Origin of the sequence: Elioraea sp. Yellowstone (genome assembly GCF_006704265.1) — a bacterium.
Taxonomy (GTDB): Bacteria; Pseudomonadota; Alphaproteobacteria; order Acetobacterales; family Acetobacteraceae; genus Elioraea.
Genome location: NZ_VIKA01000036.1, coordinates 1 through 18,882, shown reverse-complemented (window position 1 = coordinate 18,882; position 18,882 = coordinate 1). Strand labels below are relative to the sequence as shown.

Annotated in this window: 17 protein-coding genes; 13 read left to right on the top strand and 4 right to left on the bottom strand. The window is 73.1% G+C overall.

Annotation, left to right across the window (positions count from 1 at the left end; all coding sequences use genetic code 11):
• Positions 1 to 11: 11 nt before the first annotated feature.
• The 10 genes from rseP (at position 12) to dnaE (ending at position 11,915) form a co-directional block, all read left to right on the top strand.
• Complete coding sequence (rseP, locus tag FK498_RS07595) at positions 12 to 1,163, top strand: RIP metalloprotease RseP (protein ID WP_141853197.1); 1,152 nt, start codon at positions 12 to 14, stop codon at positions 1,161 to 1,163.
• A gap of 65 nt (positions 1,164 to 1,228) precedes the next feature.
• Complete coding sequence (bamA, locus tag FK498_RS07590; RefSeq protein ID WP_141853195.1) at positions 1,229 to 3,544, top strand: outer membrane protein assembly factor BamA; 2,316 nt, start codon at positions 1,229 to 1,231, stop codon at positions 3,542 to 3,544.
• Positions 3,545 to 3,546: 2 nt separating this feature from the next.
• Positions 3,547 to 4,359 carry an OmpH family outer membrane protein gene (locus FK498_RS07585; RefSeq protein WP_141853193.1) on the top strand — a complete coding sequence of 271 codons (813 nt, stop codon included), beginning with the start codon at positions 3,547 to 3,549 and terminating at the stop codon, positions 4,357 to 4,359.
• 7 nt (positions 4,360 to 4,366) lie between these two features.
• Positions 4,367 to 5,401 carry a UDP-3-O-(3-hydroxymyristoyl)glucosamine N-acyltransferase gene (lpxD, locus tag FK498_RS07580; RefSeq protein WP_141853191.1) on the top strand — a complete coding sequence of 345 codons (1,035 nt, stop codon included), beginning with the start codon at positions 4,367 to 4,369 and terminating at the stop codon, positions 5,399 to 5,401.
• Positions 5,402 to 5,403: 2 nt separating this feature from the next.
• Positions 5,404 to 5,898: a 3-hydroxyacyl-ACP dehydratase FabZ gene (gene fabZ, locus FK498_RS07575; RefSeq protein ID WP_141853189.1), complete on the top strand. Its 495-nt coding sequence runs from the start codon at positions 5,404 to 5,406 to the stop codon at positions 5,896 to 5,898.
• A 4-nt stretch (positions 5,899 to 5,902) separates the two neighbouring features.
• Entirely contained in the window at positions 5,903 to 6,751 is an 849-nt protein-coding gene (gene lpxA / locus FK498_RS07570; protein WP_141853186.1) for an acyl-ACP--UDP-N-acetylglucosamine O-acyltransferase, read from the top strand.
• 3 nt (positions 6,752 to 6,754) lie between these two features.
• Positions 6,755 to 7,582, top strand: a complete 828-nt coding sequence (locus FK498_RS07565; protein WP_141853184.1) for an LpxI family protein — start codon at positions 6,755 to 6,757, stop codon at positions 7,580 to 7,582.
• A gap of 43 nt (positions 7,583 to 7,625) precedes the next feature.
• Positions 7,626 to 8,024, top strand: coding sequence for a lactoylglutathione lyase (gene gloA, locus FK498_RS07560; protein WP_141853183.1), 399 nt, complete (start codon positions 7,626 to 7,628; stop codon positions 8,022 to 8,024).
• A 7-nt stretch (positions 8,025 to 8,031) separates the two neighbouring features.
• Positions 8,032 to 8,499, top strand: coding sequence for a MaoC family dehydratase (locus FK498_RS07555; RefSeq protein WP_141853181.1), 468 nt, complete (start codon positions 8,032 to 8,034; stop codon positions 8,497 to 8,499).
• Entirely contained in the window at positions 8,499 to 11,915 is a 3,417-nt protein-coding gene (gene dnaE, locus FK498_RS07550) for a DNA polymerase III subunit alpha (protein WP_141853179.1), read from the top strand. Before FK498_RS07555 ends, dnaE begins: the two co-directional genes overlap by 1 nt.
• A 7-nt stretch (positions 11,916 to 11,922) precedes the next feature.
• Here the strand turns inward: dnaE and FK498_RS07545 are convergent, their stop codons facing one another.
• The 3 genes from FK498_RS07545 to gltX all read right to left on the bottom strand — a co-directional run bounded on the left by FK498_RS07545 (position 11,923) and on the right by gltX (position 14,189).
• Positions 11,923 to 12,240, bottom strand: coding sequence for a hypothetical protein (locus tag FK498_RS07545; RefSeq protein ID WP_141853177.1), 318 nt, complete (start codon positions 12,238 to 12,240; stop codon positions 11,923 to 11,925).
• Positions 12,241 to 12,325: 85 nt separating this feature from the next.
• A complete protein-coding gene (locus tag FK498_RS07540) occupies positions 12,326 to 12,781 on the bottom strand; it encodes a DUF3429 domain-containing protein (RefSeq protein WP_141853175.1) in 456 nt (151 codons plus the stop codon).
• 10 nt (positions 12,782 to 12,791) lie between these two features.
• A complete protein-coding gene (gene gltX / locus FK498_RS07535) occupies positions 12,792 to 14,189 on the bottom strand; it encodes a glutamate--tRNA ligase (protein ID WP_141853173.1) in 1,398 nt (465 codons plus the stop codon).
• A gap of 75 nt (positions 14,190 to 14,264) precedes the next feature.
• Here gltX and FK498_RS07530 point away from each other — a divergent pair, with 75 nt between their 5' ends.
• Together FK498_RS07530 and FK498_RS07525 are read left to right on the top strand one after the other, a co-directional pair.
• Positions 14,265 to 16,451 carry a ComEC/Rec2 family competence protein gene (locus tag FK498_RS07530; RefSeq protein WP_141853171.1) on the top strand — a complete coding sequence of 729 codons (2,187 nt, stop codon included), beginning with the start codon at positions 14,265 to 14,267 and terminating at the stop codon, positions 16,449 to 16,451.
• A gap of 47 nt (positions 16,452 to 16,498) precedes the next feature.
• Positions 16,499 to 16,864 carry a hypothetical protein gene (locus FK498_RS07525; protein WP_141853169.1) on the top strand — a complete coding sequence of 122 codons (366 nt, stop codon included), beginning with the start codon at positions 16,499 to 16,501 and terminating at the stop codon, positions 16,862 to 16,864.
• 22 nt (positions 16,865 to 16,886) lie between these two features.
• On the opposite strand, the gene FK498_RS07520 is transcribed toward FK498_RS07525, so the two are convergent.
• Positions 16,887 to 18,533 carry an EAL domain-containing protein gene (locus tag FK498_RS07520; protein ID WP_161988347.1) on the bottom strand — a complete coding sequence of 549 codons (1,647 nt, stop codon included), beginning with the start codon at positions 18,531 to 18,533 and terminating at the stop codon, positions 16,887 to 16,889.
• Between the two features lie 147 nt (positions 18,534 to 18,680).
• Here FK498_RS07520 and FK498_RS07515 point away from each other — a divergent pair.
• Positions 18,681 to 18,882, top strand: a 202-nt coding sequence (locus FK498_RS07515; protein ID WP_141853165.1) for a hypothetical protein, incomplete at its 3' end; no start/stop codon positions are given.

Below are 18,882 nucleotides of genomic sequence, written 5' to 3'. Positions count from 1 at the left end.
AGGCGCGCGCGATGGACTTCCTCGGCGACACCCTCGGCACGATCCTGCCGTTCCTGCTCGTCCTCGGCGTGCTGATCTTCTTCCACGAGCTTGGCCACTACCTCGCCGCCCGCTCGGTCGGCGTGCATGTCGAGGTCTTCTCGATCGGCTTTGGACGGGAGATCCTTGGCTGGACCGGTCGCGGCGGCACGCGCTGGAAGGTCGGCTGGATCCCGCTCGGCGGCTACGTGAAGCTGCACGGGCAGGAGAGCGCCGAGGACCGCGCCGCGGCGGCGACGGAGGCGCGCGCGAAGGGCGAGGCCGCGCCCGCGTGGCGCGCGGGCGAGACCTTCGCCGAGAAGCCGGTCGCGGCGCGCGCCTGGGTGGTCGCGGCGGGACCGCTCGCCAACTTCCTGCTCGCCGCGGTGCTGCTGGCCGGCATGTTCATGACCGCCGGCCGGCCCGACACCGCGCCCGTGGTGTCGGCGGTGCAACCGGAGAGTGCCGCGGCGCGCGCGGGCCTCGTGCCGGGGGACCGGATCGTCGCGATCGACGGCCGCACAACCGCGCGCTTCGAGGACATCCAGGCGACCGTCCGGCTGCGGCCCGGCCAGGCCCTGACCCTGACCGTCGAACGCGACGGCGCCCGGCTCGCGCTCCAGGCCGTGCCGGATCTGCGCGAGGTCTCCGACCGGTTCGGCAACGTCCAGCGCATCGGCCTGCTCGGCGTTTCGGGCGGGGTGGCGGAGTATCGCCGGCTGCCCCCGCTCGAGGCGCTCGCCGCGGGCGCCGGCGAGATGCTGCGCATCACCGAACAGACGCTGACCGCGCTCTGGCAGATGATCGCCGGCACGCGCGGGACCGACGAGATCGGCGGGCCCCTGCGGATCGCCCAGCTTTCCGGCCAGGTGGCGGAGGGCGGGATCATTCCCTTGGTCGGGCTGATGGCGATCCTCTCGGTCAACCTGGCATTGATCAACCTGTTCCCGATCCCGATCCTCGATGGCGGCCATCTGGTGATGTACGCCTACGAGGCGGTGCGAGGCCGGCCGCTGCCGCCGCGCGCGCAGGAATATGCCTTCCGCGGCGGGCTTGCGATCCTGCTCGCGATCTTCGTCCTGGCGACCTGGAACGACCTGACGCATCTGCGCGTGGTCGACTGGGTCGCGCGGCTGCTCGGGTGACAGGCCCGCGCCGCGTCGATATGGTGCCCCCTCGTCGTCACACGCCGCGTGTTCCGGGACTCTCCGTGCCGCCTCTCCGTCTGATCCTGCTTGCGGGCGCCCTCGTCCTGCCTGCCCCCGCGACACCGGAGGCGCAGCCGCGCCGGCCGGCGGTGGAGGCCGCCGGCGCCGGGCTGATCCGCGCCGTCCGAGTCGAGGGCGCGCAGCGCATCGAGGAGGCGACGATCCGCAGCTACATGCTCGCCCAGCCGGGCGACCCGTTCGATGCCGACCGGCTCGACCGCACGCTGCGTACCCTCTTCGCGACCGGACTGTTCCGCGACGTCTCGCTGCGCCGCGAGGCCGACACGCTGGTGGTGACGGTGGTCGAGAACCCGATCGTCAACCGCATCGCCTTCGAGGGTAACCGTGCGCTCGGCGACGAGACCCTGCGCGCCGAGCTGCAGCTCCGCCCGCGCGCGGTGTTCACCCGCGCCGCGGCCCAGGCGGACCGGCAGCGCCTGCTCGACATCTATGCCCGCCGCGGGCGCTTCGGCGCGCAGATCGAGCCGAAGGTGATCGAGCTCGACCAGAACCGCGTCGACGTCGTCTTCGAGATCGCGGAGGGCGAGAGCACGCTGATCCGGCGCATCAACTTCGTCGGCAACCGCGCCTTCTCCTCGGGCGAGCTCTCGGACGTGATCGCCTCGCGCGAGACGGCGTGGTGGCGTTTCCTCTCGACCTCGGACCAGTACGATCCCGAACGCCTCTCCTTCGACCGCGAGCTCCTGCGCCGCTTCTACCTGAAGAACGGCTATGCGGATTTCCGCGTGGTCTCGGCGGTCGCCGAGCTCGCGCCGGACCGTACCAGCTTCTTCGTCACCTTCACCGTCGATGAGGGCGAGCGCTACCGCGTCGGCAAGGTCGACGTGGTCTCGCAGATCCGCAACCTCGACGCCGAGACGCTGCGCGGCGCGCTCACGCTCCGGGAGGGCGGCTGGTACGGCGCGGACGCGGTCGAGGCGAGCATGAACGCGCTCGCCACGGCCGCGCAGAATGCCGGCTATGCCTTCGCCGAGGTGCGCCCGCGGCTGACGCGCAATGCCGAGACGCGCACCATCGACATCGTCTTCGAGGTGATCGAGGGGCCGCGCGTCTTCGTCGAGCGGATCGACATCGTCGGCAACATCCGCACCAAGGACCAGGTGATCCGCCGCGAGTTCCGCATCGCCGAGGGCGACGCGTTCAGCGCCGCGCGGATCGCCCGCTCGCGCCAGCGCATCGTCGATCTGAACTACTTCAACAAGGTGGAGGTGTCGAATGCGCCGGGCAGCGCGCCGGACCGGACCGTGGTGCAGGTCGAGGTCGAGGAGAAGGCGACCGGCGAGCTGACCATCGGCGGCGGCTTCTCGACCGACAGCGGCGCGCTCGCCACCTTCGGGCTGCGCGAGCGCAACCTGGTCGGCACCGGTCTCGATGGCCAGTTCCAGGTCACGCTCGCGCAGCGGCGCAGCCAGTTCGACCTTTCGCTGACCGATCCCTACTTCCTCGACCGCAACCTCGTCGCCGGAATCGATGCCTTCTACATCACGCGCAACAACCGCGACGTCGCGAGCTTCGACGACAAGCGCGTCGGCTTCGCGCTGCGCATCGGCTACGAGTTCAACGAGCATCTGCGCCAGTCGTGGAGCTACTCGCTGATCCAGCGCAAGATCGACAACATCGAGGCGGGCGCATCGCGCTTCATTCGCGACCAGGAGGGCACGACGGTGCTCTCGCAGGTGAGCCAGGTGCTCACCTATGACCGGCGCGACAGCCGGATCGATCCGCGCGAGGGCTTCGTCGTCCGCATCGGCACCGATGTCTCGGGTCTGGGCGGCGATGTCGGCTTCTTCCGCCCGCGCCTGGACGGCACCTACTACCAGCCGCTCTCCCCGATTCTCGGCCTGCAGCAGCCCTACACGCTCGTGCTGAGCGCGGGTGTGGGCTATCTCCTGCAGTACGGCCAGCGCGAACGCATCATCGACAATTTCTTCCTCGGCGGCGAGAACCTGCGCGGATTCCGTCGCGGCGGCGCCGGACCGCGCGACATCGCGACCGACGACTCGCTGGGGGGCCGCTTGATCTGGACCGCGAGCACGGAGCTGCGCTTCCCGCTGCCTTTCGTGTCCGACGATATCGGCATCCAGGGGCGCACCTTCGTCGATGTCGGAGCGCTCACCGATCCCGGGGTCTCGGGCACCAATGTCGTCGACGATTCGAGCCCGCGCGTCGGCATCGGCGTCGGCGTCGCCTGGCGCTCCCCCTTCGGTCTCGTGAACGTTGACCTCGGCTGGGCCGTCGTGAAGAAGAGCTACGATGACACCGAGCTGTTCCGGTTCGGCTTCGGTACAAGGTTCTGATCATGCGAGCGACCCGCCCCGCCCTCACCGCGCTCCTGCTCGCGGCCGCCTCCCTCCACCTGCTCGGTGCCGGGCCCGCCTCGGCCCAGCAGCAGCAGTGGTTCGTCCCCGGCCAGCAGCAGCAACAGCAACAGCAACAGCAGCAGCGCCCGCCCGCGCAGCAGCAGCGCCCGCCCGCCCAGCGTCCGGCCGCGCAGGCGCCGCGCGCCGCGCAAGGCCAGGTGGCGGGGCCGACCGAGCCGGGGGCGCCGCGGCTGCCGCCGCTCGACCGTGCTCCCCCGCCGCCCGCGGCGGTGATCGGCGTGATCGGCGTGCAGGAGGTGTTCGAAGCCTCGGTCGCCGTGCGCGAGGTGCGCCAGACGCTGCAGCGCCGGCTCGCTCGCCTGCAGGAGGACTCCGCGCGCGAGCAGCAGAAATGGCGCGAGGCGCAGCAGGCGCTTGCCGCCCAGCGCGGCCAGCTCACGCCGGAGCAGCTGCGCGAGAAGGAGCGCGAGCTGCAGGAGCAGATCACCGACGGCCAGCGCATCCTGCGCGAACGCAACGCCGCGATCCAGGCCGCCGGCCAGAAGGCGCTCGCCGAGGTCGAGCGGGTGCTGCTCTACGTGATCCGCCAGGTGGCGGAGGCGCGCGGCCTCACCATGGTGGTGCAGCGCCAGGCGATCGTGCTCGCGGTGGAGGAGCACGACATCAGCGAGGCGGTGGCGAACCAGCTCAACCGCGCGCTGACCTCGGTGCCGATCGATCCCGATCCGGCGGAGGCCGCCGCGCCGGCGCAGGGGCAGGGCGCTCCCGCCCAGCCGCAGCGGCGCAACTGACCGGGCCGTGACCGGCGATCCCCGGTTCTTCCCGGGCGCCGGCCCGTTCCCGCTCGCGCGGCTTGCCGAGGCGGCGCAGGCCCGGCTCGGCGAGGGCGCAGACCCCGCCCGATCGATCGCGGGGATCGCGCCGCTGCAGGCGGCAGGCCCGGACCGGATCGCCTTCCTCGACAATCGCCGCTACCTGCCGGCGCTCAGACAGTCGCGCGCGGGCGCCTGCATCCTGGCCCCCGCGCTCGCGGCCGAGGCGCCCCCCGGCACGGCGCTGCTCCTGAGCGAGCGGCCCTATCTCGCCTGGGCGCGGGTCGCCGCCCTGTTCCATCCGCCCCCGCCCGTGCGGCCCGGCATCCACCCCTCCGCCACGGTCGCGACGGAGGCGATCCTCGGTGCCGGCGTCGCGGTCGGGCCCGGCGCGATCATCGGCGCGCGGGCGGTGATCGGTGCAGGCAGCGTGATCGGCCCGCTCGCGGTGGTGGGCGAGGGGGTGGTGCTGGGCCGCGACTGCCGGATCGGCGCCGGAGCGGTGCTCAGCCACTGCATTGCCGGCGACCGGGTGGTGCTGCACCCCGGTGCCAAGGTCGGCCAGGAGGGGTTCGGCTTCGCCGAGGGGCCGGGCGGGTTCGTCACCGTGCCGCAGCTCGGCCGGGTGCTGATCGGCGACGATGTCGAGATCGGCGCCAACAGCACGATCGACCGCGGCTCCGCCGCCGACACGGTGGTGGCATCCGGCACGCGCATGGACAACCTGGTGCAGATCGGGCACAACGTCCGCCTCGGTCGGTGTTGTGTGGTCGTGGCCCAGTCGGGCATTTCCGGATCGACAACCTTGGGCGATGGCGTGGTCGTCGCGGCTCAGGCCGGCGTGACGGGGCATCTGCGGATCGGCCGCCAGGCGCGCATCGGCGCCCAGGCCGGGGTGATGGAGGACGTGCCGGCCCGGACCGACGTGCTCGGCAGTCCGGCCCGCCCCGCGCGCGAGTTCTGGCGCGCCGTGGCCACACTCTACCGGGCGGCGCGCGAGGGGCGACGCAGGGCGGAATGACGATGGACGGCACGGACGCGACCGCGACGGCGGCGCCGAAGATCGGGACACGGCGGGTCGAGGCGCTGGACATCGCGCGCATCATGCACGCGATCCCGCACCGCTTCCCCTTCCTCCTGGTCGACCGGGTGGTGGACGTGGTGCCGAACGAGAGCGCGATCGGCATCAAGAACGTGTCGATCAACGAGCACTACTTCCAGGGTCACTTTCCCGCCCATCCGGTGATGCCGGGCGTGCTGATCATCGAGGCGATGGCGCAGACCGCGGCGGTGCTGGTGGTCGAGACCCTGGGGGAGGAGGCCGCCGGCAAGCTCGTCTACTTCATGATGGTCGAGAACGCGAAGTTCCGCCGTCCCGTGGTGCCGGGCGACCAGATGCGCATCCATGTGCGCAAGGACCGCAACCGCGGCAATGTGTGGAAGTTCTCCGCCGAGGCGAAGGTCGACGGCCAGGTCGTCGCCGAGTCGACCTTTGCCGCGATGATCCTGGACCGCTGAGCCGATGCCCGAGATCCATGCCACGGCGCAGGTCGCGCCCGGCGCGCGGCTTGCCGGGAGCGTGCGGGTCGGGCCGTTCTCGGTGATCGGTCCCGATGTCGCGCTCGAGGAGGGCGTCGAGATCGGTGCGCATGTCGTGATCGAGGGCCACACCACGCTTGGCCCCGGCGTGCGCGTGATGCCCTTCGCCACGATCGGCCTGCCGCCGCAGGACCTGAAGTACAGGGGCGAACCGACGCGGGTGGAGATCGGCGCGCGCACGCTGGTGCGCGAGCACGCGACCATCCATCGCGGCAGCGTCGGCGGCGGGCTGACCCGGATCGGCGCCGATTGCATGATCATGTGCGTCGCCCATGTCGCGCATGACTGCGAGCTCGGCGACGGCGTGATCGTCGCCAACAACGTGATGTTCGGCGGCCACGCCAAGGTGGGCGACAACGCCTATATCGGCGGCGGGGCGGCGATCCACCAGTTCGTGCGCATCGGCCGCAACGCCGCCGTCGGCGGCATGAGCGGGGTGGAAGGCGACGTGATCCCCTTCGGCCTGGTCATGGGCAACCGCGCGCGGCTCACGGGCCTCAACCTCGTCGGACTGAAGCGGCGCGGCTTCGCGCGCGCCGAGATCAACGCCCTGCGCGCCGCCTTCCGGCTCCTCTTCCGTGATGAGAACGGAACCTTCGCGCTGCGCGTGGCCGAGGCCGCCCGCCGCCATGCCGGCGACGCGCTCGTTCAGGAGGTGATCGCATTCATGCGCATGGGCGGGAAGCGACCGCTCTGCCGCGCCGCCGGCCCGGCCGAGCTCGATCTCGACGACGAGGCCGAGGCGAACGGGGCGGTCGAGACCGCCGCCTGACCGGTGCGCCAGGGCACGCTCGGAATCATCGCCGGCGGCGGGCCCGTGCCGGCGCAGCTCGCCGCCGCGGTCGCCGCCACCGGCCGCCCGATCTTCGTGCTGGCGCTCGACGGCCATGCCGACCGCGCCGCGCTCGCGCCGTTCCCGCACGCCGGCATCCGCCTCGGCGCCGTGGGGGCTGGGCTTGCCCATCTGCGCGCGCACGGCGTGACCGATCTCGTGCTGGTCGGCACGGTGCGCCGTCCCTCGCTGCTCACGCTGATGCCCGACGCCGAGGGCGCGCGGCTGATCGCCCGCATCGGCCGCGCCGCCTTCGCGGGCGATGACGGGCTGCTTGCCGCGATCGTGCGCGTGCTCGAGGAGGAGGGATTCCGCGTGCACGGCGTGCACGACGTGATGGCCGGCCTCACCGCCCCCGAGGGCGTGCTGACCGCGCGCGCACCCTCCGCCGCGGACGAGACCGACATCCTGCGCGGCGCCGCTGTCTGCCGCCTGCTCGGCGAGGCGGATGTCGGCCAGGCGGTCGTCGTGCAGCAGGGGCTGGTGCTCGGCGTCGAGGCGATCGAGGGCACGGACGCGCTGCTCGCGCGCTGCGCGGCGCTACGCCGCGACGGCCCCGGCGGCGTGCTGGTCAAGCGCGCCAAGCCGGGGCAGGAACTGCGCGCGGATCTGCCGACGATCGGCGTGCGCACCGTCGAGGGGGCCGCCGCCGCCGGGCTCGTCGGCATCGCGGTGGAGGCCGGGCGCACGCTGATGCCCGAGCGCGCGGCGACCATTGCGGCCGCCGATGCGCGCGGGCTCTTTCTGGTCGCGCGCCGCTTCACGCCCTGAGCGGCGGCGCCTAACCTGCGCCTGTCATCCGAGGAGGAACCCCATGAGCGAAGGCCGCTTCCTGCACACCATGATCCGGGTCGGCGACCTCGACCGCAGCGTGAACTTCTACACCAAGCTTCTCGGCATGAAGGAGCTGCGCCGGCGTGACGTGCCGGAGGGCAAGTACACGCTCGCCTTTGTCGGCTACGGCGACGAATCCTCCGACGCCGTGATCGAGCTCACCTACAACTATGGCGTGGACAGATACGAGCTCGGCACCGGCTTCGGCCATCTCGCGATCGGCGTGCCCGACATCAAGGCCGCCGTCGAGAAGGTGCGCGCGGGCGGCGGCAAGGTGACGCGCGAGCCGGGGCCGGTGAAGTTCGGCACCACCGTGATCGCCTTCATCGAGGATCCGGACGGCTACAAGATCGAGCTGATCGAGCGGAAGCCCGCCTGAGGCTGTGATGGACCCGCGCGAGCGCTTCTTCGAGGACTACCGCGAGGGAGACGCGGTCGAGTTCGGCGACCGCACCGTCACCGCCGAGGAGATCATCGCCTTCGCCCGCGCCTACGATCCGCGGTCGTTCCATCTGAGCGAGGAGGGCGGGCGCGCGACCCCCTATGGCGGACTGATCGCCTCGGGCTGGCACACCGCCGCGCTCACCATGCGCATGCTGGTCGATCACGCGCTGTCGCGCCACGGGCTCGGCTCGCCGGGGCTCGACGAGCTGCGCTGGCCCGCTCCCGTCCGTCCGGGCGACCGGCTGCGCTGCCGCGCGACCGTGCTGGAGACGCGGCGATCGCGCTCCAAGCCCGATCGCGGCATCGTCCGCCAGCGGGTCGAGACCTTCAACCAGCGCGGCGAGACCGTGCTCGTCTGGACGGCGGCGGGACTGGTGCGCTGCCGCACGCCCATCGCCGATCCCGACTGATGGGCTTCGTCCATCTGCGCGTGCACTCCGCCTACTCGCTGTCGGAGGGCGCGATCAAGCTCGAGACGCTGCCGGGGCTGGCCGCCCAGGCGGGCATGCCGGCGGTGGCACTGACCGACACCAACAACCTGTTCGGCGCGCTCGAGTTCTCCTCCGCCTGCGTGAAGGTCGGCGTGCAGCCGATCCTCGGCATCGAGCTCGCGGTCGCGCGCGAGGCGGGCGAGGCGGCGACGCCGTGCACCGATCCGGTGGTGCTGCTGGCGAAGGACGACACCGGGCTCGCCAACCTGATGCGGCTCGCCTCGCGCGCGCATCTCGACCCCGCCCCGGGGGCGCCGCCGCATGTGCCGCCCGCCACGCTCGCCGACCATGCCGAGGGGCTGATCCTGCTCACCGGCGGCACGCGCGGTCCGCTCGCGCAACTCCTGCTGGACGGGCAGGAGGACGCGGCGCGTCGCTGGCTCGAGCGTCTTGCGCAGCGCTTCGGCGACCGGCTCTGCGTCGAGCTGCACCGGCACGGCGTCGCCGAGGAGCGCCTGGTCGAGCCGGCGATGCTCGCGCTCGCGGACGCGCTCGGTCTGCCGATCGTCGCCACCAACGACTGCTTCTTCGCCGCTCCCGCGATGCACGAGGCGCATGACGCGCTGCTCTGCATCGCCGACCGCCGGCTGCTCTCCGAGGAGGATCGACGGCGCGTCACGCCGGAGCACTGGTTCAAGGACGAGGCGGCGATGCGCGCGGCCTTCGCCGATCTGCCGGAAGCCTGCGACAACACCCTCGCCCTCGCGCGGCGATGCGCGGTGATGGCGCGCCCGCGCTCCCCGCTGCTGCCGGTCAGCCCCAAGGTACCGCCGGGACGCAGCGAGGCCGAGACCGTGCGCGCGATGGCCGAGGCGGGCCTTGCGCGCCGGCTCGCCGCGCTCGGCCTGGACGAGAGGGAGGCGGCACCATATCGCGAGCGGCTCGACTACGAACTCTCGGTGATCGAGACGATGGGCTTCGCCGGCTACTTCCTGATCGTCGCCGACTTCATCCAGTGGGCGAAGGCGCAGGGCATTCCCGTCGGCCCGGGGCGCGGGTCGGGGGCTGGGTCGGTCGCGGCCTGGGCGCTGGCGATCACCGATCTCGATCCGCTGCGTTTCGGTCTCCTGTTCGAGCGCTTCCTCAACCCCGAGCGCGTCTCGATGCCGGATTTCGACATCGATTTCTGCCAGGACCGGCGCGACGAGGTGATCGCCTATGTGCGGCGCGAATACGGCGCCGACCGCGTCGCGCAGATCATCACCTTCGGCAAGCTGCAGGCGCGCGCGGTGGTGCGCGATGTCGGCCGCGTGCTCGGCCTGCCCTTCGGCCTCGTCAACAAGCTCGCCGAGCTGATCCCGAACAACCCCGCCAAGCCCGTGACCCTCGCCCAGGCGATCGAGGGCGACCCGATGCTGCGCGCGATGATCGATCAGGACGAACAGATCGCGCGGCTGGTCGAGATCGCGCTGCAGCTCGAAGGGCTCTACCGGCACGCCTCGACCCATGCGGCGGGCATCGTGATCGGCGATCGGCCGCTGATCGAGCTCATCCCGCTCTACCGCGATCCGCGCTCGGACATGCTGGTGACGCAGTATTCCATGAAGCATGTCGAGCAGGCGGGGCTGGTCAAGTTCGACTTCCTCGGTCTCACCACGCTGACCATCCTGAGGCGCGCGCAGGACCTGCTGCGGGGCCTCGGCATCGAGGTTGATCTCGACCGGCTGCCGCTCGACGATGCGCGCACCTTCGCGATGCTGCAGCGCGGCGACGCCGCCGGCGTGTTCCAGTTCGAGAGCCAGGGGATGCGCGACGTCCTGCGCCAGATGCGCCCCGACCGGTTCGAGGACCTGATCGCGGCGGTCGCGCTCTACCGGCCCGGGCCGATGGCGAACATCCCAGCCTACTGCGCACGCAAGCACGGCGAGGCCTGGGAGGCGCCCCATCCGGCGATCCGCGACATCCTGGCCGAGACCTACGGCATCATGGTCTACCAGGAGCAGGTGATGCAGATCGCGCAGGTGCTGGCGGGCTACTCGCTCGGCGGCGCCGATCTCCTGCGTCGTGCGATGGGCAAGAAGATCCGCGCCGAGATGGAGAAGCAGCGCGCGATCTTCACCGAGGGCGCGATCGCGCGCGGCATCGAGCCCGCCAAGGCGGCCGAGATCTTCGACCTGATGGCGCGCTTCGCCGATTACGGCTTCAACAAGAGCCACGCCGCGGCCTATGCGCTGGTCGCCTACCAGACCGCGTGGGTGAAGGCGAACCACCCGGTGGCGTTCCTTGCGGCCTCGATGTCGCTCGCGATCGCCAACACCGACAAGCTCGCGGGCCTGAAGGCCGAGGCCGAGCGCATGGGGATCGAGGTGCTGCCGCCGGACGTGAACGCCTCGGATGCCGACTTCCAGATCGAGCGCGGCGCAGACGGCGCGTTGCGCATCCGCTACGCGCTCGCGGCGGTGAAGAAGGTCGGGCTCGCGGCGATGCAGGGCGTGGTCGAGGAGCGCCGGCGTGGCGGGCCGTTCCGCTCGATCGCCGACTTCGCCGCACGCATCGATCCGCGCCACGTCAACCGCCTGCAGATCGAGTATCTCGCCCGGGCTGGCGCCTTCGACAGCCTCGAGCCGAACCGCCGCCGCGTCGCCGAGGGCGCGGAGGCGATCGTCCGCCGCGCCGCCGCCGCGGCCGAGGACCGCGCGAGCCACCAGATCGGCCTGTTCGGCGGCAACGGGCCCGAGCCCTTGCGCCTGCCGGACGTGCCCGACTGGCCGATCATGGAGCGCCTCGCGCACGAGGGCGAGGCGGTCGGGTTCCACCTGACGAAGCACCCGCTCGAAGCCTATGCGGCGGCGCTGCGCCGGCTCGGCGTGGTGCGCTCCTCGGCGATCGAGGCGCGCGTCGCCCAGGGGGCGGGGCGGCTCAAGCTCGCGGGCTCGGTGGTGGCGGCGAAGGAGCGGCCGACCCGGTCGGGTGCGAAGATGTGCTGGCTCAGGCTCTCCGACGCCGCCGGCAGCTACGAGGTGACCCTGTTCAGCGAGGTGCTGAACCGTGTCCGCCCGCTGCTGGCGGCCGGCGAGCGGCTGCTGGTGACGGTCGATGCGCGTGCCGAGGGGGAGACGATCCGGCTGACCGCGGTGGACGTCGAGAGGCTCGATCCGGCCGTGGCCGCGGCGGGCACCGGGCTGAAGGCCTGGCTCGAGGACACCGCGGCGATCGCGCCGATCAAGGCGATGCTGAGCCAAGCCGGGCGCGGCAAGGGGCGGGTGATCCTGACGCCGCGCCTGCCGACAGGGCAGGAGATCGAGGTCGCCCTGCCGGGCGGCTTCGCGATCTCGCCCGCGCTCGTGCCCGCGATCGCGGCGCTGCCAGGGGTGGTGCGGGTCGAGGAGCTGTAGCCCTGGTTCAGCGGGCGCCTGCGAGCACTCCGTCCGCCCAGGCCTCGAGCGCACGGGCCGTGCCGTTCACCCCGTCCACTTCGCGCTTCAGCGTCGCCAGCCTGTCGGCATAGCCGACCACGCCCGACTCCAGTGCGCCGACCGCGGCGCTGAGCGCGCCGAGGCTGTCGCGGAACCCGGCCATGGCGGCACGCTGCACCGCCAGTGCCGCCTCGAGCGAAGCAAGCGCAGCAGCGAGCCGCTCCTGCCCGGCAGCTTCGACGGCAGGCCTGCGCGCCCGCGCCATGGGGAACGGGATCACCCGGCCCCTGTCGATCTCGTCCATCGCTCCCCTCCGCGCGACGCCGCGATGGTTAATGAGACGTTAAGGGAAGGGCCGGAATCAATCCCCGCGTGCGTATGCAGGGGATTCAGCCGATCAGAACACCCGTCAGCGTGGCCGAGAGGATCACCACGACGGCGAGGGTGAGCAGCCGCCGCAGCCAGAGATAGCGCGCGGGCACCAGCCCCTCACGCGAAGCCCCTTCCTCGGTCGCCCAGACCGCGAGGAAGCCGCAGATCAGCACGGTCAGTCCTGCCCAGGGCGGCAGCAGCAGCGCGCCCCACCCGATCAGGGCCGGCACCACGCCGAGCGTGAGGCGTGTCCGCGCATGCCGCGTCTCGGCCTCCGCGGTGGCGGCGAGGGCCAAGCCCCAGTGCACCGCGCCGAGGAAGGCGAGGATCACCGCGCCATAGGCGATCAGCGCCGCCAGCGCGAGGCCGCGCCAGCCCTCCGGGCCGAGGAGAAGGGCGGCCCCGCAGGCCGCGAAGGGCACGATCCCGCCGAGCCCGAGCCAGAACGCCGGGAAGGGAAGGCCGCGCGCCATCGTCGCCGCCTCAGCCGGTGACGGCGGCGATGCGGGCGAGCGTCTCCGTGCGCCCGAGCGCGGCGGCGACGTCGAACACCGGCGGCGAGGTGGTCGAGCCTGTCAGCGCCGCACGCAGCGGCATCGCGAGGTCCTTGAGCTTCATCGATCGCGCCTCGGCATGGGCCCGCGTGGCCGCCTCCAGCGCCGCCGGTTCCCACGCCACCCCGTCCCATGCGCGGGCGAGCTCGCGCAGGGCGATCCGCGCCTCCGGCGTCAACAGCGCCGCAGCCTTGGGCTCGAAGGGCAGGGGGACAGTGCGCGCAAGGAATGCCGCAGAATCAGTGAGATCCTCAAGGGTGCGCGCGCGCTCCTTCAGCCCCGGCATCAGCCTCGTGATGCGCTCGGCCGCGACCGCGCCGACCGCCCCCTCGGTCCGGCGCGCAAGCCGCTCCAGCACCAGCCTCGTCAGCCGGTCATCATCGGCGCGGCGCAGCCAGATCCCGTTCAGATGCGCGAGCTTCTGGTAGTCGAAGCGCGCAGCCGCCCGCCCGACATCGGCGAGGTCGAAGATCCGCGCCGCCTCCTCCATCGCGATCACCTCGATGTCGCCATAGCCCCAGCCGAGGCGCAGCAGGTAGTTCGCCACCGCCTCCGGCAGGTAGCCCTGGTCGCGGAAGTCGAGCACGGAGACCGCGCCGTGCCGCTTCGAGAGCTTCGCCCCGTCCTGGCCGTGGATCAGCGGGATGTGCGCGAAGACCGGCCGCGGCCAGCCCATCGCGTCGTAGATCTGGCACTGGCGGAAGGTGTTGGTCAGGTGGTCGTCGCCGCGGATCACGTGGGTGATGCCCATGTCGTGGTCGTCCACCACCACGGCGTGGAGATAGGTCGGCCGTCCGTCCGAGCGCAGGATGATCATGTCGTCGAGTTCGGCGTTCGCCACCCGGACCGTCCCCTGGACACGATCCTCGACCACCGTCTCGCCCTCGCGCGGCGCCTTCAGGCGGATCGCCCCGGCGACACCGGGCGGCGCCTCGGCCGGATCGCGGTCGCGCCAGGCGCCGTCGTAGCGCGGCGGCCGGCCCTCGGCGAGCGCGCGCTCGCGCATCGCCTGGAGCTCCTCGGCCGTCTCGTAGGCGTAGTAGGCGCGCCCCTGGGCCACGAGCTGGCGCGCCACCTCGGCGTGGCGTTCCTGGCGGGACCGCTGCGAGACGGGCGGCTCGTCGGGCGGGATGCCGAGCCAAGTCAGGCTCTCGATGATCTGCTCGACCGCGCCCGGCACCTCGCGTGCGGTGTCGGTGTCCTCGATGCGCAGGAGGTAGCGTCCGCCGTGGCGGCGGGCGAACAGCCAATTGTAGAGCGCGGTGCGCGCGCCGCCGATGTGCAGGAAGCCGGTCGGCGAGGGGGCGAAGCGGGTGACGACGGACATGGGGATATCCTCCGGGCGGCGTCGCTTAGCACGCGGCCGGGGCGGCTGTAGAGTGCGCGCCATGGTTGCGCGCGCATGAGCACCGTCGCGCTCCCGCGGTTCGGCAGGGAGGCCGGCGCGGGGCTGGGGCGGCGGCTCGTCCTCGCGCTCGGTGTGCTCGCCGCGGCGGAGCGGCCGCGCCTGGTGCTCTGGTTGCCGGTGGCGATGGGCGCGGGGGTCGCGTGGTACTTCGCGCTCGCCGCCGAACCGCCGCTCTGGGCCGGTATGGCGGGGTTCGTCCTCGCCCTCGCGCTTGCCGTTGCCGGCCGCGCCGCCCGCATCGGTCCCGTGGCGATCGCGCTCGCGGCGGTCGCGGCGGGGTTCGCGGCGGCGCAGTGGCGCACGGCCGCGATGCCGCCGACGATCCGCGAACTCCCCTTCGGCGCGGTGATCGCGGAGGGCACGGTCGTCGGTGTGGACGCGCTGGCGGAGGGCAGGCGCGTCCGGCTCGCCGGGGTGCGGCTCGGCGCGGAGGCGCCGGTGCTGGGGCGCGACATCCGTCTCAGGCTCGCCGCCGGCGACGCCACACCCCTGGCGCCGGGCGATCGCGTGCGGCTGCGTGCGCTGGTGCGCCCGCCCGCCCCGCCCGCCGCACCGGGCGCCTTCGACTTCCAGCGCGTCGCCTTCTTCGGGCGCCTGGGCGCCGTGGGCTTCGCGCTCGGCCCTGCGGAGGTGGTGCGTCCGGCCGCTGCCTCCTCGGTCGCGCTCGCGCTGGCGCGGCTGCGCCAGGCGGTGGTGGCGCGCACCCTCGCCGCCGTCCCGGGCACCGCGGGCGCGGTGGCGGCGGCCCTGCTGACCGGCCAGCGCGCGGCGATCCCGGAGCACGAGCTCGCGCGCATCCGCGATTCGGGGCTCGCGCATCTGCTCTCGGTCTCGGGGCTGCATGTCGGCATCGTCGCTGCGCTTGGCTTCCTCGCGGTACGGTTGGCGCTCGGGCTCTGGCCCTGGGCGCTGCTGCATCTGCACGTGAAGAAGATCGCCGCGGTCGCCGGCATAGTGCTCGGGCTCGGCTACATGCTGCTGACCGGCAGCGAGGTGCCGATGCAGCGCGCGATCGCCATGGCCGCGCTGGTCGCGCTCGCCGTGGTGCTGGACCGCAGCGGGGTGGGATTGCGCGCGCTGGCCCTCGCGGCCTGCGTGGTGCTGCTGCTCCAGCCCGAGGCCGTGCTCGGCCCCTCCTTCCAGATGAGCTTCGCCGCCGTGCTGGCGCTGATCGCGGCATGGGAGGGGGTGCGCGGCACCTGGCTCGCGCCGCGGCGCGACCGCACCTGGCTCGCGCGCGCCGGCTGGGGTGTGGCCGCGCTCGCCTTCACCTCCCTGGTCGCCTCGGCCGCGACCGCGCCCTTCGGCGCCTTCCACTTCCAGCGCGTCCAGCTCTACGGCATCGCCGCGAACGCGCTCGCGGTGCCGGTCGCCTCCGTCTGGGTGATGCCCTGGGGCATGGCCGCGCTGGTGCTGATGCCGTTCGGCCTGGAGGTTGTCGCGCTCGCGCCGATGGCGCTCGGCATCGAGGCGATCCTCGCGGTCGCGCGCGAGGTCGCCTCCTGGCCGGGCGCGGCGCCGGGGCTGCCGGCCATGCCGGGCTTGGGGCTCGCCGCCTGCGCGTTCGGGCTCTGCTGGCTCTGTCTCTGGCGCACGCGTCTCAGGCTTGCCGGCGTGCCGGTCCTGGCGATCGGCCTCGCCTCGCCCTGGCTGGTCCGCCCGCCCGACATCCTGGTCGCGCCGGACGCGCGGTTGATCGCGATCCGGGCGGAGGACGCGCTGCACGTGCAGAGCCTCCAGGGCGCGAGCCGCTTCGTGCGTGCCATCTGGACCGAGCGCTCGGGCGGGCTGCCGATGCGCCCGCTGCCCGCGCGCGGTCGCCCGGCCGCGGCGATCGACTGCGTGCCCGGCGCCTGTGTGATCGGCGAGGCGGGCAGGGCGGCTGCGGTGCTGCTGCGCGGCGATCCGCCCTGGCGCTGGTGCGGGCGGGTGGCGGTGGTGGTCTCCGCCGAGCCGGTGCGGGCGCGCTGCGCGGGCTCGGTGGTGGTCGACCGCTTCTCGGTCTGGCGCGACGGCGCGCATGCGGTGTGGCTCGACCGCGATGGCGCGCGCCTGGTGTCGGACCGTGCCCATCGCGGCGCCCGGCCCTGGGTGCCGCCGCCGCCGCGCACCCGCGCCGAGCGCGAGGCGGATGCCCTGCCGCGCGCGCCGCTCGACGAGGAGGCGGAGCGGTTCCGCTAACCCTTCCTCAACACGCGCGGCTGCATGCTCGGCAGCGGAGGAGTCCGATGCCCCCGATCGCCGACACCGATCCCGGCTGGTACCGCGCCCAGAAGCGGCTTCTGGACGAGGTCGAGCACGGCGTGCGCGAGGCCAACCGCGCGCTGATCGGCCAGCGCATCCCGGAGCTCACGCGCGACTCCTTCCTCCGCCTCGCGACCGTGGTGGCGCGGCTGCGCGCCGAGTATCTCGCGACCGCGCTCGCGCTGGGGCGCGAGACGCGCGGCGCCGTCTCGGCCGAGGAGATCGCCCGGCTCGGCACGCTGCGCGCCGCCTATGACGAGGCGCGCATGGCCTTCGAGGCGCTCGAGCGCGCCGTCAGCCGCGGCTATGTCGACATCGCCGATCCGCGGCTCGCCCGCACGCCGTTCTGATGTGCACCCGCAGGCGGGGCGCTCAGCGCCCCACCAGTCCCGGCAGGTGTCCGGGCTTGCCGAACAGGCTGCCCTGGCCGAACTCGATGCCGAGCTCGATCGCGATCGCGGCCTGCGCCTCGGTCTCGATCTGCTCGGCGATCACGCGCGCGCCGACCGCGCGGCAGAGATCGGCCATCTGCGCGAGCAGCTCGCGGTCGCGCGGGTGCGTCTCGGCGCCACGCATATAGCTGCCGTCGATCTTGGCGTAGTCCACCTCGAACTGCTTGATCTGGCGCAGCGAGGCCGCGCCGGCGCCGAAGTCGTCGAGGCAGACGGCGAAGCCGCGTCCGCGCAGCGCCTCGATCGCGGCACGCGCGGCGCTCAGGTCGTCGATCTCGGCGGTCTCGGTCAGCTCGAACAGCAGCCGCCCGCGCAGCTCCGGTGCCGTGTCCAGCGCCTGCTCCAGCGAGGTTCGGAACGACGGGTCCTGGATCGACATGCCCGAGACGTTCACGGCCACGGCTGTAGAACGAGTTGCCAGGATCGAATCGGAGGCGAGCTTGGTCACCGCAAGGTCGAGTTCGGCGGACAGCCCGGCCGCCTCCACCAGGGTGACGAAGGACTGCGGGGTTTCCGCCGCGCCCGTGCCGGACTGCGGCCGCACCAGAGCCTCGAAGTGGTGCGGGCGGCGATCGGCAAGCGCCACCACCGGCTGGAAGGCGAGGCGGAAGCCGCGCCGCTGCAGGCGCGAGCGCAGCGACTCGGCCTGGCCGGCCAGGGTGCCGAGGAAGCTCGAGAAGCCCTTCGCGAAGCCGGCGGCGGCGAGCCCGGCGCGCCCGGCCGCGGCGAAGCGGTCGAGCGCGAGCCGCAGCGCGCGCACCTGCTGGAGCGTGCTGAAGCCGGGGGCGGCGAGGCGGAGCTCGGTGCCGGTGACGCGCGGTGCCGAACTCGCCGGCGCACGTTCGCGCAGGAGCGCCTCCACCGCGCGGCAGATCGTCTCGACATTCGCCTCGCCGCCGTGCAGGAGCGCCCAGCGCCCGCCGCCGAGCTCGGACTGCGTGCCGGCGGGCGCGGCATCGGCGATCGTGCTGCTGATCCGGTCGAGCAGCGCCTCGCGCGACTCGCGGCCGAGCATGACCGAGACCTCGGCCAGCCCCTCGACCTCAAGCAGGGCGAGCTGCGCCGGTCGGCCGGCGGCGACCGCGTCGCGCAGGCGCGCCTCGGCGATCCGGCCGAACCCCTCGGCGTCGCTGGCGCGCGCGCCGGTTTCCGGCAACGGCGCGGCAAGAGGCCCGAAGGTCAGGCAGAAGCGCTGGCAGTCGGCGTTGCCGATCGCAAGGCCGGCGAAGGCGCAGATGCTCTGCTGGCGGTCGGCCAGGCGGAGGGCCACCGGGCGGAGCCGTCCCTTCAGGGCAAGATGCGCAAGCCCCGCCTGCATGGCGGCGCGATCCTCCGGCGCGATGAGACGTTCGACCGCCGTGCCCACCGCCTCGGCCGGGGCGAGGCCGTAGCGCGACGGAAAGGCGCCGGCGGCAAAGGTGATCAGCCCGTTCTCGTCGACCTCCACCAGCAGGTCGGAGGGCGCGAAGGCGAAGGCGAGCAGCCGTTCGCGCGTGTCCGGGCGTGCCGGAGCCGGCATCATCTCGCGGGGCCCGGGAACGGGCTTGGTGGCTGTCGATGCGTTCATGCGATGCGACCCTGCGGCCATCAGACGCGACCCGGCTGAAGGAACCCTTAAGCCGGCCATGCCGGGCGAAGATGGCGGCGGGAAGGACCCTGGCATCGCCGCCGCGGCTTGTGCCAATCATCGGGTGCGTTCGGCGCGGGAGGGGCGATGGACACGAACCGGCTGCTCGGGGTGCTGCTCGGCGACGTGCTGAGGCCGCCGCGTCGGCGCACGCGCAGGCGCGGCCCCGCGCCGCTGGTCGATGTGCGCATCGGCGGGTCGCGCCGGGCGGCCTCCGCCCTTGCCACCCTCGCCACCCTGGCGGTCGAGGCGCTCGCGGGCAGCGGTGCGCCGCCGCGGCCCTCCGCGC

Excerpts from the sequence above, each read along its gene's own strand:
- rseP (WP_141853197.1), top strand. The coding sequence starts at position 12 with ATGGACTTCCTCGGCGACACCCTCGGCACGATCCTGCCGTTCCTGCTC.
- FK498_RS07585 (WP_141853193.1), top strand. The coding sequence starts at position 3,547 with ATGCGAGCGACCCGCCCCGCCCTCACCGCGCTCCTGCTCGCGGCCGCC.
- fabZ (WP_141853189.1), top strand. The coding sequence starts at position 5,404 with ATGGACGGCACGGACGCGACCGCGACGGCGGCGCCGAAGATCGGGACA.
- lpxA (WP_141853186.1), top strand. The coding sequence starts at position 5,903 with ATGCCCGAGATCCATGCCACGGCGCAGGTCGCGCCCGGCGCGCGGCTT.
- gloA (WP_141853183.1), top strand. The coding sequence starts at position 7,626 with ATGAGCGAAGGCCGCTTCCTGCACACCATGATCCGGGTCGGCGACCTC.
- FK498_RS07555 (WP_141853181.1), top strand. The coding sequence starts at position 8,032 with ATGGACCCGCGCGAGCGCTTCTTCGAGGACTACCGCGAGGGAGACGCG.
- dnaE (WP_141853179.1), top strand. The coding sequence starts at position 8,499 with ATGGGCTTCGTCCATCTGCGCGTGCACTCCGCCTACTCGCTGTCGGAG.
- FK498_RS07545 (WP_141853177.1), bottom strand. The coding sequence starts at position 12,240 with ATGGACGAGATCGACAGGGGCCGGGTGATCCCGTTCCCCATGGCGCGG.
- FK498_RS07540 (WP_141853175.1), bottom strand. The coding sequence starts at position 12,781 with ATGGCGCGCGGCCTTCCCTTCCCGGCGTTCTGGCTCGGGCTCGGCGGG.
- gltX (WP_141853173.1), bottom strand. The coding sequence starts at position 14,189 with ATGTCCGTCGTCACCCGCTTCGCCCCCTCGCCGACCGGCTTCCTGCAC.
- FK498_RS07530 (WP_141853171.1), top strand. The coding sequence starts at position 14,265 with ATGAGCACCGTCGCGCTCCCGCGGTTCGGCAGGGAGGCCGGCGCGGGG.
- FK498_RS07525 (WP_141853169.1), top strand. The coding sequence starts at position 16,499 with ATGCCCCCGATCGCCGACACCGATCCCGGCTGGTACCGCGCCCAGAAG.
- FK498_RS07520 (WP_161988347.1), bottom strand. The coding sequence starts at position 18,533 with ATGAACGCATCGACAGCCACCAAGCCCGTTCCCGGGCCCCGCGAGATG.